Below are 16,716 nucleotides of genomic sequence, written 5' to 3' on the forward strand. Positions count from 1 at the left end.
AGGCATTGCCCTCACGACCAGCGCGCTCACCGAATGGCAAGACAGTGCGATAGCAGACATTGAGACAGGCAATAGGCCAGGTCAGCCGACAGGCGATAAGACAGGGGATACGCCAGGTCAGACGCCAGATGATACGACGAAGGCGGTCCGACGCCTGTTGCCAGGTGTCGAACCGCCTTCGTCGGAACGGATCTCAGGTGTGGATCAGTGCCTGTCGGCGGTGACTACTCCTCGTCCGGGTGCTTGCGCAGGTGCATGATCGCGGCGCCGAGGCCGCCCCATACGGTGACGATGGCGATGATCATCATGACGATTGCCGAGGTACCCATGGTTCAGACTCCTTTGCTTTCTGTTTCGGTGGTGTTCGCAGCGACAGGGCTGTTGTCGGCGGCCTCTGGGTCGATGCCCGCTGCCTTGCGCTTGTTCTCCTCGAGGACGGAATCGGCGATTGCGCTTTCCGCGTTTTCGAGTGATTTCTTGGGCCATCTGACCAGTGTGAGCACGATGGCCAGCACGGCCAGCAGGCCGATCATTCCCCATCCGAAGATGCCCAGAAGGCCAGCGGGATAGTCCTCGTAGCCCTCGGTGGCGTAGGTGATGATCTGCTGGACGAGCATGTAGACCAGCAGCACCGGAGTGATCAGGCCGACGCATGCCATCCAGAACTTGTTGACCTTGAAGCTGGAGACCGCGTTGAGATGGTCGCGCAGGATCGGCAGCTTGCCCAGGTCGCCCCTGAGCACCCAACCGACGACGAGCAGTGCGACGACAGCGGCACCGACGATGCCGAGGTTGTTCGCCCAGGCGTCCATCGTGTCGAGGACGTAGAGGCCCGTGATCGTCGTCAGGAGCAGGATGGAGACAATGGCCATGGCGCCGCCGACGATGAGGACGGACAGCTTGTTGCCCCAGCCGAACTTCTCGCGCAGAGCCTGGATCGGCACCTGCACGATCGAGATCAGCGAGGTCAGACCGGCGAAGACGAGGCAGGCGAAGAACGCGAAGCCGAAGAGCGCACCACCGGGCATCTGCGAGATCAGAGTCGGGAAGGCGATGAAGGCCAGGCCGATGCCGCTGGAGGCGACATCGCCGACTGCCACGCCCTGCGCTGCAGCCATGAAGCCGAGCGCGGCGAAGACGCCGATGCCGGCCAGGATCTCGAACGCGGAGTTTGAGAAGCCCACGACCAGGCCCGAACCTGTGAGGTTGGTCCTCTTCTTCAGGTACGAGGCGTAGGTGATCATGATGCCGAAGCAGATCGAGAGTGAGAAGAAGATCTGACCATAGGCCGCGATCCACACCGCTGGATCAGTCAAGGACTTGAAATCAGGTGTGAACAGAGCATTCAGGCCCTCGGCAGCGCCCGGCAGGAACAGGGCGCGGACGACGATGATGAGGAAGACGACGACGAGCAGAGGAATGAAGATCTTCGAGAACCGGGCAATGCCGTTCTGGACGCCGAGGTAGAGGATGGCGATGGTGACGATCCAGACCAGGATGACCGGGATGAGCACACCAGGAACGAAGTCGAGTGAGACTCCGGGATCGCCGATGTGCAGGTAGTCGTTCATGAAGAAGCCCTCTGCGTCGTCTCCCCAGGCTTGGCTGAGGGAGAAGAACATGAAGCATCCGGCCCATGCGATGATCGCTGCGTAGTAGACACCGATGACGAAGGCGACGCCGGTCTTGAACCAGCCGATCGGCTCAGCAACTCGGCCGAGGGTGCGGTAGGCCAGCGGTGCAGAAGCCCGCGTCCGGTGGCCGAGTGCGTAGGTGAAGAACAGCAGCGGAATGCCGGCTGTCAGCAATGCGACCAGATATGGGATGAGGAACGCGCCGCCGCCGTTTTCGTAGGCGACGTAGGGGAAGCGCCAGATGTTGCCGAGGCCGACCGCCGACCCGATGGCGGCGAAGATGAACGCGCCGCGGGTGGCGAAGACCTCCCTCTGGGGGGCTTTGGTGGAAGACAATGGAATTCCTTTCTGTACAACCACAGTGTTGTGAGGCTGATGCCGGTGTGGCGGTCTGCTGTGACCGTGACGTCGGCAAGTTAGCGTACCGCTTCCAAGGGTTCTCCTTGTGGTGGAGAAGCGCGGTCTCGTTGACTTGATCCCCAGCATACTGGGAGTTTTCTGTGAAACGTGCCGTAAGTCACGTGAGCTGAGTAACAGTCTTGTATCAAATGTCGGACACCTCATAGTCCTCTCGGCGTCATGAAGCCCGCTCAGTCAGTGACACCACGCCTGTCCCCGGTAGACTTGTGTGCGTGACTATCGCTCTGTACAACACCGCCAGCCGCACCACCGACGAACTGCGCCCCGTCAACGCCGGGCACGTGGGCATCTACGTCTGTGGTGCCACGGTGCAGGGCGAGCCCCACATCGGCCACCTGCGCTCCGCCTCGGTCTTCGACCAGCTTCGCCGTTGGCTGCTCTACCGCGGCTACAGCGTCACCCTGGTCCGCAATGTCACGGACATCGACGACAAGATCCTGTCGAAATCCGCCGAGGTGGGCCGGCCTTGGTTCGCCCACGCCTTCAAATATGAGCGGGCCTTCACCCAGGCCTATGACGCCCTCGATGTGCTGCCTCCCAGCTACGAGCCTCGCGCTACGGGACACATCACCGAGATGATCGAACTCATCGATCGACTCATCGAAGCGGGATACGCCTACCCTGCCCTCGACGACAGCGGCGATGTCTACTTCGCGGCCACCACGTGGGCCGACTACGGCGAACTGACTAACCAGCGCCTCGATGACATGGAACCCGCGAACGATGCGGACATGCGGGGTAAGAAGGACGCCCGGGACTTCGCGCTGTGGAAAGCCCACAAGCCCGGCGAACCCGGCACCGCCTCGTGGCCGGCACCCTGGGGTCGAGGCCGACCGGGCTGGCACATCGAGTGCTCGGCCATGTCGACGAAGTACCTCGGCGAGAATTTCGACATCCACGGTGGCGGACTGGATCTGCGCTTCCCTCATCACGAGAACGAGCTGGCTCAGTCGCGTGCGGCCGGTGACCGGTTCGCCAACATCTGGATGCATTCGGGCCTGCTCAACGTGGGCGGGGACAAGATGTCGAAGTCACTGGGCAACTCCGTCTTCGCCTCCGAGCTCTTCCACCGCTATAGCCCGCTGGCCGTGCGCTACTTCCTTACCGGCGCCAGCTACCGGTCGATCCTCGAGTTCTCACCCGAGGCCATGGACCGGCAGACGGCTTCGCTGGACCGTTTGGCGAACTTCCTCCAGCGGGCCCGGCAGGCGCTCGGCGACGACGCGCCCGCACTGCCCGATGTCAGCGATGCCTACAGCAGTCGCAGCGTCGACGTGCCTGCGGACTTCGCTGCGGCACTCGACGACGACCTCGGCGTGCCCCGTGCACTGTCCGTGGTCTTCGCGAAGGTCACCGAGGGTGCGAAACTCCTCGACTCCGGCAAGGACCGCGACGAACTCACGCAGATCGTCGCCGAGGTGGAGCTGATGCTCGATATCCTGGGAGTCAATCCCAGCGCCGAGGCATGGGCGCAGTCGGGAGCGGGCGCGAGCGTGGAATCGGCATTGGATTCCCTCGTCGATGCGCTCGCCGCTCAAAGGGCCGAGGCGAAGGCGCAGAAGGACTTCGCCACCGCCGACGCGATCCGCGACAACCTGGCCTCTGCCGGGATCGTCATCGAGGACACGGCCGACGGTTACCGCTACCACGTCAAAGACAGCTGACCCGCTGCACTCTTCTCCAAAAATTTCTCCCGGTGACGAACCTCGGTTCGTGACCACCAACGATTCTTAAGGATTCACATGGTTTCCAACCCACGTGCCGGCGGCTCGAAGAAGGGCCCGACCAAGGGCTCCGGCGGCAAGAACAAGCGCAGCCTGCAGGGCCGCGGACCCACGCCCAAGGCCGAGGACCGTGTCTATCACAAGGCACATAAGGCATCGGCGAACAAGAAGGCCGCCAACGCTTCGGCGCAGGCCAAGCGACGCAAGAAGGAAAACGGGCCGAACATGGTCGCCGGGCGCAACTCGGTGCTCGAGGTCTTGCGTGAGGACGTTCCGGCATCCGCTTTGTACGTCGCCGGTCGGATCGATTCGGACGATCGCGTCCGAGAAGCCATCACCTTGGCCACCAAGCGCGGCATTTCGATGCTCGAGGCGAGCAAGCCCGACCTCGACCGACTCACCGACGACGCGATCCACCAGGGCATCGCCCTGCAGATCCCTCCCTACGATTACGCCGAGCCTCGTGATCTGCTTCAGGTTGCGGCCGACCAGGGCGAGGCGCCGCTGCTCGTCGCACTCGACGGCATCACAGATCCCAGGAACCTCGGTGCGATTGTGCGCTCCGCCGCTGCCTTCGGCGGTCACGGCGTCATCATCCCCGAGCGTCGTGCCGCGTCGATGACCGCTGCCGCGTGGAAGACCTCCGCCGGTGCCGCAGCCCGCATCAAGGTCGCCCAGGTCGTCAACCTGGCTCGTGCCATCGACGAGCTCAAGAAGCAGAACGTCTTCGTCGTCGGACTCGACATGGACGGAGACGTCGAGCTGCCGGAACTGACCTTCAGCCGCGACCCTGTGTGCATCGTCGTCGGTTCAGAGGGTAAGGGAATCTCGCGCCTCATCGCTGAGAAGTGCGACCAGATCGTCTCGATCCCGATCGCCGCGACCACGGAGTCCCTCAACGCGGGAATCGCTGCGGCCGTGTCCCTCTACGAAGTCGCCCGCACCCGCCGCGGCTGAGGGGCGGCCTGCCCGCACTAAACCTCCCCGACGTCACTAATAACATCCGGCGCCGGGGAGGTTTTGTGACGTCGGGGAGGTTTAGCGAGCCGCACCCGCCGCTCAGGCGTTGATGCTGGCGCGGTATTCGCTGTCGCTGAGGGCGCCGACGCGGGAGTGGCGGCGGCTGTAGGTGAGGTAGACGACGAAGCCGACGAGCATCCACAGGCCGAAGACCAGCCAGGTGGTTCCGCCGAGGTTGATCATGAGGAACGCGCATGCCAGAGAGCCGAGGACCGGGATGATCGGTCCGAAGGGCACCTTGAATGAGCGCGGCAGGTTCGGACGTTTGACGCGCAGGTAGATGACGGCGATGTTGACGAGGCAGAAGGCGAAGAGTGTGCCGATGCTTGTGGCATTTGCGAGTTCGCCCAGCGGGATCAGTGCAGCGGTGATCGCGACGAGCACGCCGGTGACCAACGTGCCGACCAGGGGAGTGCCCGTGCGCGGGGAGACGATGCCGAAGACTCTTGGAACCATGCCGTCGCGGGACATGGAGAGCAGGATGCGTGACTGCCCGTAGAGGACGGTGATGACGACCGAGAAGATCGCGAGCACCGCGGCGACGGCGAAGATGAAGACCGCGAGGTTGGACTGTGTGAGCTGGTGGACGATCTGGACCAGGGGAGCGACGGTCGTCTTCAGCCTGAACCACTCCCATTCCCTGGCACCGATTGCGGCGACTGCCACCAGCACGTACATCGTGGTGACGATGACCATCGAGAGGATGATCGCCCGCGGCATGTCCCGCTTCGGGTTCTTCGCCTCCTCACCAGCAGTCGAGGCGGCATCGAAGCCGATGTAGGAGAAGAACACGCTCGAGGCCGCTGCTGTGACTCCGGCGGCCCCCATGGGAAGCATCGGTGCGAAGTTCCCGGCCTGGAAGGCCGTGAACGCGACGATGGCGAAGAAGACGAGGATGCCGAGTTTGACGAACACGATGATCGTATTCACGATGGCCGACTCCTTGGCCCCGCGCATGAGCAGGACCGTGGCGAGGAGGACGACGATGAGCGCCGAGAGGTTGACGGCGCCGCCGGGGCTGTCAGCTACACCGGGGCCGGCGGTCAGACTTGGCGGCAGTGACAGACCGAAGATGCGCAGCGTCTCATTGACGTAGTCGGCGGCACCGACGGCCACTGCTGCCACGGAGACCGCGTACTCGAGGACGAGGCACCAGCCGCAGACCCAGGCCACGCCCTCGCCGAGGGTGGCGTAGGAATACGAATAGCTGGATCCGGAGACAGGGACCATGCCCGCCATCTCCGCATAGCTCACGGCCGAGAGCAGGGCGGTGATTCCGGCCAGGATGAAGGCGATCCAGATGCCGGGACCGGCGATGGGCACGGCCTCGCCGAGGATGACGAGGATGCCCGTGCCCAAGGTGGCGCCGACGCTGATCATCGTCAGTTGGAAGACGCCGAATGTTCTGCGCAGACGGCCCGTGGACGCAGCCTGTGTGTCCTCGACCATGCTGCTGATCGACTTGCGACGGACCAGCTGACTGGCCAGCCGAGGTCGGTCGGTCGCAGTCGGGGAGGTGGTGCTGTCTCGAGCGGTCATGCGAATATTCTTGCACGTGCAGCCACGACGGTCGCACTCGCCTGCCCCCTACGACCGCTCGCGCGATCGCCGCAACAACTGCGCTCGGCCGCGGAGCTTTACTCGGCAGCGGAGCTTTACAGCCGTGGTGAGAATCGGCCGTCCTGGGCCATCCAGCCGCCGTCGACGAGCTGTGAGTGACCGGTGACGAAGGTCGAGGCATCTGAGGCGAGGAACAGCACGGGTCCGGCGATTTCATGCAGGTTCCCCCAGCGGCCCAGAGCGGTCTTCTCCGCATACGCGTTCCACCACTCCTCATCGGCCTTGATCTGCTGGGTCAACGGGGTGTCGAAGGGCCCGGGCAGGATCGCGTTGACGCGCACACCCTGTGGCCCCAGCTCGCTGGCCAGCGTCTTCGTCAGCTGCACGACACCGGCTTTAGCCGCGGCGTAGATGCCCTGGCCCGGTTCGATCGCCAGAGCCCGGAACGAAGAGTAGGTGACGATGGAGCCGCGGCCGCGCTCGGCCATTTCGGCGCCGAAGCCGCGCATCAGACGATAGGTGCCTTTGAGGTTGATGTCGATGACCCGGTCGAATTCCTCATCGGTGGTCGACAGCAGTCGCTTGCGCACGTTCGCGCCCGGGGTGATGACGAGAACCTGGGCATCCGGGTGGGCCGCGACGAGGGCATTAACCGACTCGGTGTCGGTGATGTCGACGCGGGCGGTCTCGGCGCCCGGCGAGGAGGTGGCGCGGTGCCCGCCCTTGCCACCGGCCCGTTCGGCTCCTTGGCGTTGGGAGATGATCCGCACCGTCTCCTCGGCACCTTCGAGGTTGAGGTCGGCGACGACGACATGAGCTCCGGCGTCGGCGAGGCCGATCGCGCTCGCCTGGCCCAGCCCGGACCCGGCTCCGACGACAACGGCAGTGCGGCCGCTGAGGTCGAAGAGGGACGGGATCGACGGATTGTCCTCATTCGACGGCATGGAGTTCTGGCTCGACGGCATGGAGTTCTGCGGGGTTTGCGACATCGGAGGTCCTTCCGGGGTTTCTCGTGGGGGAGGGCGGCAACGACGGTGGTCGTCGTCGACCCGATTCTGATGTTCTCAAACATATGCCCGCCGAGGCGGCTCCGGGGTCCACGTTCCACGTGGTGGAATTCCAGCGCGAACCTGCTTAGCCAAAACCCGGCGCGCAGCTGCTGCGCGAAAGCTCTGGCCTCAGAACTTTCGGCTGTCGACGTAGAGGGCTTCGTCGGGGAGGTTCGCGAGGTAGTCGACGATGAAGTAGGCGATGGCCTCCATCGTCGGAATGTCGCGCTGCCTGGCTCGGGACATCACCCGCCGGTGCTCGACGAACTCGTAGAAGATCTGTCCGGGTTCCAGCTTGTGGGTGAGGTTCTCCGGGATGGCGGAGATCAGGGGCTTGTACACCTCGTCGAGCCAGTGGCGGGCAGCCTGGTCCTCATCGAGTTCGACGGGCAGCTCGCCGGAACCGTGTGCTCCGCCTGTGAATCCGGGCGCACTGCGGTGGGAGTCGAGGTCGTTGAGCATCGTCCGCGCCTGGTTCTCATTGGCGCCGATGCCGGTCAGTCGCAGGAGTCTGCGGGAATGGTGGTTGGGTTCGACGACCTTCGGCTCGACCAGCAGGCTGACTCCGTCGAGGTCGGTGGTCACGGTCAGCTCGCCCAGGTCGAAGCCCAGATCGTTGAGCCGGCGGATGCGTTCGTCGATGCGCCACCGTTCATTGACGGAGAACTCCTCGACCCGAGTCAGCTCGGTCCACAGTCCGTTATAGGCCTCGAACAGGCGTTCACCGGCCGCCAACGGGTCGACGGCAGGATCGATGAGACCCGCGGCCTGCAGGTCGAGGAAGTCACCGGCGATGTTCGTGCGCGCGATGCGCAGATCCATCTGCCGCTGACCGTTCGAAAGCTGGTCGTGGAGCTCACCGGTCTCCACGTCGACGACATAGGCCGCATAGGCGTCGGCATCACGCCGGAACAGGGTGTTCGACAGGGACACATCGCCCCAGTAGAAACCGACGAGGTGGAGTCGGGCGAGCAGGACCGCGAGGGCATCGACGAGGCGACCGGCCGTGTCCTCGGCCAGGGACCGGGAGAACAGGGCACGGTAGGGCAGCGAGAAGTCCAGATAGGCCGTGAGCAGTGCTCCAGGCAGTTCCGTCGCCGAGGTGGTGGATCGGTTGGTCACATAGGCGCGGGGTTCGACCGTGGGGACGGCCAGATTCCCGAGCACACCGAGGATGTCGAATTCGCGCAGGGCCCGACGGTCGTCGGTCTCCTTGATCGCGAGGACCTCCTCGTCGATCTCGACGAAGCGCACGACGTGCCGGGAGATTCCGCGGGGCAGTCCGCCGAGGAAGTCCTGGGGCCAGTCAGCGAGGGGTAAGTGCCAGGGGAGCCGCGCTATCGCAGCATGGTCGGCACTGTGGACCGCCTGGACCTGGGGTGCTGAGGTCTCGGGCACCGATCAGGAGTCCACGTCCGCGATCGAGGCGACGAGCGCCTCGGCGACTTCAGGTTTCTCCACCCCGATCAGGCGCCCATGGTCGAGGAAGGCGATGCGGTCGCCGAGGACCTTCGCGTCCTCGAGGTCGGCCGTGGCGTAGAGTGTGGTCAGCCCGAGTTCCTGCTGCAGGTCCTTGACCAGGCGCAAGGTGTCGGCCTGGTGTTCGGGGACGAGATTGACGACCGGTTCGTCCATGATCAGGACCTTCGGCTGACGGACCACGGCCCGGGCCAGGGCGATCGTCTGGCGTTGCAGAGCCGAAAGATCGCCGGGCACGGCATCGAGGATGTCGCGCAGTCCGATCTTCGCGGTCACGGACTCGACGCGCTCACGGATCTCCTCGGCGGGGAGGCCATCGACGCGCAGGGCGAAGCCGAGGTTGTCGCGCACGCTCATATGCGGATAGAGGGCGTAGCTTTCAAGGGCAAGGGTGACATCGCGATCGTTGACCGCGGCATGGGTGACATCGTTGCCGTCGATGAGGATCGTGCCCGACTTGGGGGCCTCGAGACCGTGGAGCATTCGCAGGATGGTCGACTTGCCGGAACCGGACGGGCCGTAGAGGACGACGAACTCGCCGTCGTCGATGAAGAGATTGAACGGATGCACTGAAGCGGACACGGTGTTCTCGTAGGCATGACTGAGGCCATTCAACGACACTGTTGACATGTTTCCTCCTAAAGTCTTCGTGAGCAGCCGGTCGTCTGTGACCTGGCGGGGATGCTCAGTTATGTTCATCCTAAGCCGTTGAATGCGCTCGGTGACAGTCTATTCGACAAAGCGTAGAGTGATTCTCAGCACTGTGCCAGCGCACGCCCGCACGCCTGGGCGGACGCTGTGCGAGAAACTGCGGATCATGCGATTGTTCAACACATCGTCGCACGCTGACCTTGACATCAGCATCGGGAGCGGAGTCGACACCGGCCCAAGCTGCTCGACCCCCGTGCTGCCCGCCCCTGAGCAGGCTGACCCCGATAGACTTCCCGGTATGAAGGTCAAGCTAGACGATGTCGCCGCCCGGGCGGGTGTGTCCCTGGCGACCGTCTCCCGCGTTCTCGGCAGGCGTGGTGCGGTGGCCGATGAGACTCGGATCAGAGTGCTCGATGCGATGGAATCGCTGGGCTACTCTCGTTCCACCCTCCTACATGAGACGCCGAGGCGGCTGGTCGCTGTCAGCGCGCCTGGAAACCCCGAATACTGGCAGGTCCAAGTCTGCACTCGCGTGGCCGCTGCACTGCAGGAACACGGTCTGCTCATCACCCGACCGTCCGTCGAAACCGAGACCAGCCCGCTTGAGGTCGCCGTCGACGCCGGTGCCGTTGCCCTGGTGACTCCGACCCTGACGAGTCTGCACACGGATATTCCGTGCATCCGCGTCGACGAACAGTCGGCGGTGGACTCCGACGATGCCAGCGGAGACATCATCGCCGCCCGCCTCGACCTCGGAGGGGGGATGACGACGGCCTTCGAGCACCTTCAGGCCATCGGTCACCGGCGCATCGGTCTGATCTGCAATGACAGCGGCGAGCTGGCGGTGCAGCTGATCAGACGCTTCCGCGCGGAGCACCCTGCACGCAATTTCGGGGTCAGGCTCGATGACTGGATCTCGCAGGTCCCGAAGTCCTTCTCCGGCGGTTCGCGTGCCGCACTCGACCTCAAAGATGCGACCTGCACCGCGGTGATCGTGCAATCGGCCCTGCAGCTGCACGGAGCTCTGCACGGTCTGCGCAACCGGCACCTGCAAGTCCCGCGTGACATGTCGATCGTGGGCTTCGGAGACTCACCGACGATGAAGTTCACCGGCCCACCGGCCACTGTGCTCGGCATCGACGTCGAGGGACTCTCAAAGGCACTCGTGGCTGCGACTCTGTCGACGCTGAAGATCTCCGGCGAGGAGCTCCAATCGGTTCCGCCGGTGTTCCGTCCCCGGCTCTTGGCCCGTGCCTCGACGACGGCGGCGAGACAATGAGCCCGACAGCTGACTCGAGTTCGGGTCCCGGCACGCCGACTGCACCTGAGCCCGGTGAACACAAACATGTCGGTCTCGGCGCCATCGCAGGTGCGGCTGGGGTATCGAAGGCGACGGCGTCGCGGGCTCTGCGCGACCCCGAATCGGTGTCTCCGGGCTCACTGGCCAAGGTCAGGCGGGCGCTGGCGATCCTCGGCGTGGACTCGGGCAGCCGAAACACACCCTCCAGGCAGATGGTGGCCCTGGTGCGGCCAGCCGTGCCGGCAGGCAACGTCGATCCCTATACGCGTCTGTTCGACCTTCTGACCAGCAAGATCTTTGCTCAGGGGATCGCGGCAGTGCACGTGGAGGCGGCCGCTTACCGGGCCGATGCCCTGGCCGAGTCGCTGCTCGGCTCTGAGGGAGGCGAGCCTCATGTTCAGGGCGCGATCGTCCTCGGCGGGGGAGCGGCCGGCGAGCTCGCCGCAAAGCTGGCCGAACGCAATCTGCCGCAGATCAGGGTCTCCAACGCCCGGCACTCCGACGGGATCGCACGCATTGTCCTCGATGCCACTGACGGCATCGCGACAGCGGTCCAGCACCTCGTGCATCTGGGGCATCGTCGCATCGGGCTGGCCGTGCTCCGCGACTCTGCCGCGGCCGGTCGCATCGCCGGGTTCCGCAAGTCCATGGCCCGGGTCCTTCACATACCCGCCACCCGTGATCAGGCGCCCGTGGTCGAAGCCGCGGGAGGCACCATGGCTGGGGTCGCCGCGGCCGAAGAGCTGCTCCACCTGCAGTGTTCGGCCGTCATCGCCTGTGCGCCGTCGCTGTCGTTCGGCATTCTCGAGGCCGCCGCCCGCGCTCGCCTCGACGTGCCGCGGGATCTCTCCCTGCTCACGGTCGGTGACATGCCCGATGCCGATGTGATCGCCCCGCCCCTGTCTCAGGTCAGCTACGACTGGGAGGCGATCGCCGTGTCCGCGCTGGGCGAGGTGAGGACGATGATGGCCAATCCCGCCGAGGCGGTGGCCATCGATTATTCGGTGACCCCGGATCTCGTCCTGCGGGCCAGTGCGGTCCCGCCGCAGCGACGCTGACGCAGCTGACCCAGCGGAGCCGAGGGTGCACGCGGCCCCAGCGATGCTGACTCAGCCTCCGCGGAGGCGCCTCAGGGGCGGGGCTGGTGTGCGCGGCGTTCGTTCACGATTCGGGTGAGGAGTTCGGCGACCGCGTTGGGGTCCGTGATCCGCCAGGGTGCGCGGGTCGGGGCCGGTCCGACCTTGATGCTCAGGCTCGTGCTCAGATCTTCGAGTTCGGCGAAGGCATCTTCGTCGGTGACATCGTCGCCGAGGTAGAGGACGGCTGTCGGTGATCCGACGGCGATGAGGGCCCGCAGGCCGTCGCCCTTCGTTGCCGTCTTGACCGCGAGTTCGGTGATGTCGTGGCCTTCGATGACCCGGATTCCGGGGTATTCGGTCTGTACAGCGATGACATGAGCATGCAGAGCGGACGCGAACTCCGCGTCGAGGCCGCGCGTATGCACAGTGCGAGAGAAAGGTTTGTATTCGACCCTGACCTCGGTGTCGGTGTCGGTGTCGGTGTCGGTGTCGGGGGCTGAGCCTGAGCCCGATGACAGGTCGAGTTCGAAGGATTCGATGTGGGCGTCTATCGCCGTGAGCATCTGCTGTTCCTCGGCGCTCACCTCGGGCTGCGTCACCGTCACCTCAGGTGATTGTGAGCCCAGGTCCACCTCGGCGCCGTGCGAACCGACCAGCCACACGTTAGGGGGTGGGTCGACCAGACGGCGCAGAGTTGCGACGTCGCGCCCGGAGACCAGGGCCACGCGAGTCGCGGGCAGGAGGCTGAGGGCGATGATCGCCTGTGCTGACTCCGGGAGCATCCGGGACAACTCGGGATTGTCCTGCAGCGGAGCGAGCACGCCGTCGAAGTCGAGGGCGATGAGGACCGACTCCGCCTTAGTGGCCTGTTCGAGGTCGAGGGCAGCTGCGGACGTGTAGCCGGGAGTCGAGCGTGGTGTCGGCACCACCTCAGATGACGGCGCCTGTTCAGGTTCGGTCCGCCCAGGCGGATTCTGCTCTGGGTGGGACTGTCCTGGACGGGTCTGGGAAGGCGGCATGGCATCCGGATCCGATGTCACTGACGATCCTCGTCGACGGTGGAGGTGATGCGATCGGACGCCGTTGTCGGCCGCTCGGGGAGGGCTGCGGGACGGTCGGGGATGATCGCCTCGGGGTTCTTATGGATGGCCTCGAGCTCGGCGAGGAACTTCTTCGACCAGATGCTCACCGTGTCCGTGGAGATCTTCTTGCGCATCTGCTTCATTCGTCGGGCCCGGGTCTTCTCATCCATCTGCACAGCGTCGAGGATGCCGGCCTTGAGATTGCCGATGTCGTGCGGATTGACCATCACTGCCGCCTTGAGCTGATCGGCGGCCCCGGTGAACTCGGAGAGCACGAGGGCACCGTCATCTCTTCTGCGGCAGGCCACGTACTCCTTGGCCACCAGGTTCATGCCATCACGCAAAGCGGTCACGAGCATGACGTCGGCGGCGAGGAAGAACGCGGTCATCTCATCGCGGGGGTAGGAATGGTGAAGGTAGTGCACGGCGATGGATCCGACTTCGGCCTGCTCGCCGTTGATCCGCCCGACGGCCAGTTCCACGTCGTGGCGGATGATCTTGTACTGCTCCAGGCGCTCCCTCGACGGGGTCGCGATCTGGATCAGGACGACATCCTCGACGTCGAGCTTCCCTTCGGCCAACAGCTCCCCGAAGGCCTTGAGGCGGTGCCGGATGCCCTTCGTGTAGTCCATCCGGTCCACACCGAGCATGACGACCTTCGGGTTGCCGATCTCTTCGCGGATCTGACGCGCGCGCTCGATGATCTGAGGATCACGCGCCAGCTCCTCAAGGTAGGGGGTGTCGATGGAGATGGGGAACGCTTCGGCCCGCACAGTGTGCGCCGACAGCAGCTCACCGTCGGGGACGGCGACCGTTGACCCCTTCGTCGTGAAGTTGAGGCGCCCGCGCACCGCACGTCGGAAGTTCGCGGCATCGGCCGGTCGCTGGAATCCGATGAGATCCGCGCCGAGGAGTCCGCGCAGAATCTCGTCGCGCCATGGCAGCTGGGCGAAGAGTTCGAACGGTGGGAACGGGATGTGATTGAAGAACCCGATCGCCAGGTCCGGTCGCATCCGGCGCACCAGCTGCGGGACCAACTGAAGCTGATAGTCATGGACCCAGACGGTGGCACCCTTGGCAGCCACCTCGGCGACCTTGGCCGCGAAGCGCTCATTGACCTGCACATACGAGTCCCACCAGGTGCGGTGGAACTCGGGCGGGACGATCACATCGTGGTAGAGGGGCCACAGAGTTGCGTTGGAGAATCCTTCATAATATCTGAGGACATCCTCACTGGTTAGGGTGACGGGAACCAGATGCATCCCGTCGATCGTGAAGGGGTCGAAATCGACGTCGGGAACCCCGGTCCAGCCGATCCATGCACCTTCTTGAGCCTTCATCACCGGCGCCACCGCAGTGACCAAACCCCCAGGTGAGGTACGCCATCCTTGGCTTTCCTCGGCAGGGTCCCGGTCCACGGGCAGACGGTTGGCAACGACAACGAAATCGCTGTCACCATACGTGGATGGGGTGGTCGTTTCGGCAGAGTTGACGGTGTTCATCTGCGCCTCCTCCTGAGTCGGTCCTTGGAACGAACTGTACTCGCTCGACTACGCTTGGCAGGGTGATGGGTCAGGATCTGGGAGGCTACCGCCTCATCGAGGAGCTCGGTGCGGGCGGTATGGGTGTTGTCTATCTCGGTGTCGACGGCGGAAACAACCCTGTCGCCGTGAAGGTTCTGCACCCGCACATCGCCAATGACGAGACCGCCCGAAAACGTCTCGGGCGCGAGGTCAGGACCCTGCGAAGGATCAAACATCCCCGAATCGCCGAGGTGCTCGACGCCGAACTCGAATCCGCACAGCCCTTCATCATCACCGAGTTCGTCGACGGCCAGACCCTGTCCGATGACGTGCGAGAGAATGGCCCCTTCGCCGAAGACGAACTCGTCCATTTCGGCCACGCTCTCCTCGACGCCCTCAACGCGGTCCACGAATCCGGTGTCATCCACCGTGACCTCAAACCCGCGAACGTCATGATCATGGACGGCGAACCGATGGTCATCGACTTCGGCATCGCCCAGGTCGCCGACGAGGTGCGGGTGACCGCGACCGGCCTCGTGATGGGTACACCCGGATACCTGTCTCCGGAGATCGCCGACGGCAAGACCTCGAGCGAGAAGACCGACTGGTGGGGATGGGCCGCGACCATGGCCTACGCCGCCACCGGCCGCAACCCCTACGGCTCCGGTCCTCTCGAAGCGGTGCTGGGGCGCGTGGCCATGGGTAAGTTCGACCTGGAGAACGCTCCCCGCAACTTCGTTCCCCTGATCGCAGCCTGCCTCGACCCGAAACCCGAGCGCAGGCCGAGTGGCCAGATGATCCTCGACGCTCTCGTCGACATCGAGTCCGGGCGTGCGCCGCAGCTGGGCTCCGGACCGGCCGCAGGCAGCTGGAACCAGGCCTCGCCGACCGGGACCGCGCGGATGCCCGCGGTCGACGGCAACGGGTCAGGCTACGGTGGGCCCGCGGCCCTCGGTGCTGCTGCAGGCGGTGCCGCGGCCTATGAAGGAGCCGGTGGTTATGGCGGAGCTGGCGGATACGATGTCTCGGGCTATGGCGCGACCGGACACGGATCGCCGCGCGGTGGCGCCCCAGGCTCGGCGCTGAACCCGAACGCTTCCACCCCCGGAGCTGCAGGCCCCGGTGGGACGAATCCGCAAGCATACCCACGGCAGGGCTTCTCCCCGCACGGCCAGATGCCAGGCAGGCAGGGAAGCCCGGCCGTGACGAACCGGGGCACCGCACCACCTGTGCGCAATCCCAACGGAAGCATCCAATCAGGTCCGGGCTCAGCGATGGCCGGGACCAACCTCGGCGGGTCAGGATATGGAGTTGCCGGACCTCCAGCCGGACGGGGTGGATCTCTGGCCGGTCCGGGCACCGCCCGACCCGATCACAATGGCACCGGAGTCCCACAGGGGCAGCCAGGCCAACTGCGCCAGCCCGGTCAACAGGGGCAGCCAGGTCAACCCGACTACGGGTGGGGGCCGATGACCTACCGGACGATCCGGACCGGAGGATGGGTGGTCTTCGCCCTCATCCTGTTGGCCATCACGATCATGCCGCTGGGTCCCCTGCTCGTCACATTCTTCGTGTTCCTGTGGTCGATACTGGCGCGAACCGGCACCCGATTGGACCGCAAGGCACAGAAGCATCGGTTCGAACGCGGAACGAACGGCCGCGGATTCCTGCGTTCGCTCGCCTCGGCGCCGGGTGCGATCTTGGCCTCGGTGTTGACCTCGATCACAACACTCATCCTGCCGGCCATCGCGGGGGTCGCAATGCTCGTGCTCACCCGACTCGACATTGCCGAAATCGTGCCCAGCGGATACTCCGAACAGTGGTCGGTGTGGGCGGCCGGTGCTGCCGGTGGCCTCGTGCTGTGGCTGGGGCCCGGCGCGGGCAGTCTGCGACACGGGTCGCGGCTTATGGTCTCCGGGGTGACCCGTAACCGGCTGGGCAGGCTGATCGCACTGTCGGCGATCGCGCTCCTCATCATCGTTGCGATCATGGTCATCCAGTCGGACGCCGGCATGACCTGGTGGCCCCTGTCGACCAACCCATTCACCTATCTGCCGGGCCCGGTCTAGGAAGTTGCCGTGTCCGGCGCAGGCAGCTGACCGAACCCGGTGCCGGCGTCCGCGGGACCCGGCGCAGGCATCTGCTGGAGCCGGTGTCGGTGATCCTTGAATTTCACTGGGAGTCGGGGCACTACC

At 65.0% G+C, this 16,716-nt stretch carries 13 protein-coding genes; 5 read left to right on the forward strand and 8 right to left on the reverse strand.

What is annotated here, in order from left to right; all coding sequences use genetic code 11:
- Nucleotides 1-224 precede the first annotated feature (224 nt).
- Nucleotides 225-329, reverse strand: coding sequence for a methionine/alanine import family NSS transporter small subunit (locus INT40_RS10735; RefSeq protein WP_101574377.1), 105 nt, complete (start codon nt 327-329; stop codon nt 225-227).
- A 3-nt stretch (nt 330-332) separates the two neighbouring features.
- Nucleotides 333-1,976 carry a sodium-dependent transporter gene (locus tag INT40_RS10740; protein ID WP_374701041.1) on the reverse strand — a complete coding sequence of 548 codons (1,644 nt, stop codon included), beginning with the start codon at nt 1,974-1,976 and terminating at the stop codon, nt 333-335.
- 290 nt (nt 1,977-2,266) lie between these two features.
- Between INT40_RS10740 and cysS the strand changes: the two genes are divergently transcribed.
- Together cysS and rlmB are read left to right on the forward strand one after the other, a co-directional pair.
- Complete coding sequence (gene cysS / locus INT40_RS10745) at nt 2,267-3,718, forward strand: cysteine--tRNA ligase (protein ID WP_193071230.1); 1,452 nt, start codon at nt 2,267-2,269, stop codon at nt 3,716-3,718.
- Between the two features lie 78 nt (nt 3,719-3,796).
- Nucleotides 3,797-4,735, forward strand: coding sequence for a 23S rRNA (guanosine(2251)-2'-O)-methyltransferase RlmB (gene rlmB, locus INT40_RS10750; RefSeq protein WP_101574374.1), 939 nt, complete (start codon nt 3,797-3,799; stop codon nt 4,733-4,735).
- Nucleotides 4,736-4,837: 102 nt separating this feature from the next.
- On the opposite strand, the gene INT40_RS10755 is transcribed toward rlmB, so the two are convergent.
- The 4 genes from INT40_RS10755 to INT40_RS10770 all read right to left on the reverse strand — a co-directional run bounded on the left by INT40_RS10755 (nt 4,838) and on the right by INT40_RS10770 (nt 9,516).
- A complete protein-coding gene (locus INT40_RS10755) occupies nt 4,838-6,337 on the reverse strand; it encodes an amino acid permease (RefSeq protein WP_193096065.1) in 1,500 nt (499 codons plus the stop codon).
- 116 nt (nt 6,338-6,453) lie between these two features.
- Nucleotides 6,454-7,347, reverse strand: coding sequence for an SDR family NAD(P)-dependent oxidoreductase (locus INT40_RS10760; RefSeq protein WP_226831155.1), 894 nt, complete (start codon nt 7,345-7,347; stop codon nt 6,454-6,456).
- A 189-nt stretch (nt 7,348-7,536) separates the two neighbouring features.
- Nucleotides 7,537-8,805: a DUF4032 domain-containing protein gene (locus INT40_RS10765; RefSeq protein ID WP_101574371.1), complete on the reverse strand. Its 1,269-nt coding sequence runs from the start codon at nt 8,803-8,805 to the stop codon at nt 7,537-7,539.
- A gap of 3 nt (nt 8,806-8,808) precedes the next feature.
- Nucleotides 8,809-9,516: an ABC transporter ATP-binding protein gene (locus INT40_RS10770; RefSeq protein ID WP_226831157.1), complete on the reverse strand. Its 708-nt coding sequence runs from the start codon at nt 9,514-9,516 to the stop codon at nt 8,809-8,811.
- A gap of 319 nt (nt 9,517-9,835) precedes the next feature.
- Between INT40_RS10770 and INT40_RS10775 the strand changes: the two genes are divergently transcribed.
- On the forward strand, nt 9,836-10,816 hold the full coding sequence (locus tag INT40_RS10775; protein ID WP_193096066.1) for a LacI family DNA-binding transcriptional regulator: 981 nt from the start codon (nt 9,836-9,838) through the stop codon (nt 10,814-10,816).
- Nucleotides 10,813-11,895, forward strand: a complete 1,083-nt coding sequence (locus tag INT40_RS10780; RefSeq protein ID WP_193096067.1) for a LacI family DNA-binding transcriptional regulator — start codon at nt 10,813-10,815, stop codon at nt 11,893-11,895. Before INT40_RS10775 ends, INT40_RS10780 begins: the two co-directional genes overlap by 4 nt.
- Before the next feature lie 71 nt (nt 11,896-11,966).
- Here the strand turns inward: INT40_RS10780 and INT40_RS10785 are convergent, their stop codons facing one another.
- Together INT40_RS10785 and INT40_RS10790 are read right to left on the reverse strand one after the other, a co-directional pair.
- Nucleotides 11,967-12,956, reverse strand: a complete 990-nt coding sequence (locus tag INT40_RS10785; RefSeq protein WP_193096068.1) for a trehalose-phosphatase — start codon at nt 12,954-12,956, stop codon at nt 11,967-11,969.
- On the reverse strand, nt 12,953-14,500 hold the full coding sequence (locus tag INT40_RS10790; protein ID WP_101574368.1) for an alpha,alpha-trehalose-phosphate synthase (UDP-forming): 1,548 nt from the start codon (nt 14,498-14,500) through the stop codon (nt 12,953-12,955). Before INT40_RS10790 ends, INT40_RS10785 begins: the two co-directional genes overlap by 4 nt.
- A 65-nt stretch (nt 14,501-14,565) precedes the next feature.
- Here INT40_RS10790 and INT40_RS10795 point away from each other — a divergent pair, with 65 nt between their 5' ends.
- Entirely contained in the window at nt 14,566-16,590 is a 2,025-nt protein-coding gene (locus INT40_RS10795; protein WP_193096069.1) for a serine/threonine-protein kinase, read from the forward strand.
- Nucleotides 16,591-16,716: the final 126 nt, after the last annotated feature.

Source organism: Brevibacterium sp. FME17 (assembly GCF_014897515.1).
GTDB lineage: Bacteria > Actinomycetota > Actinomycetes > Actinomycetales > Brevibacteriaceae > Brevibacterium.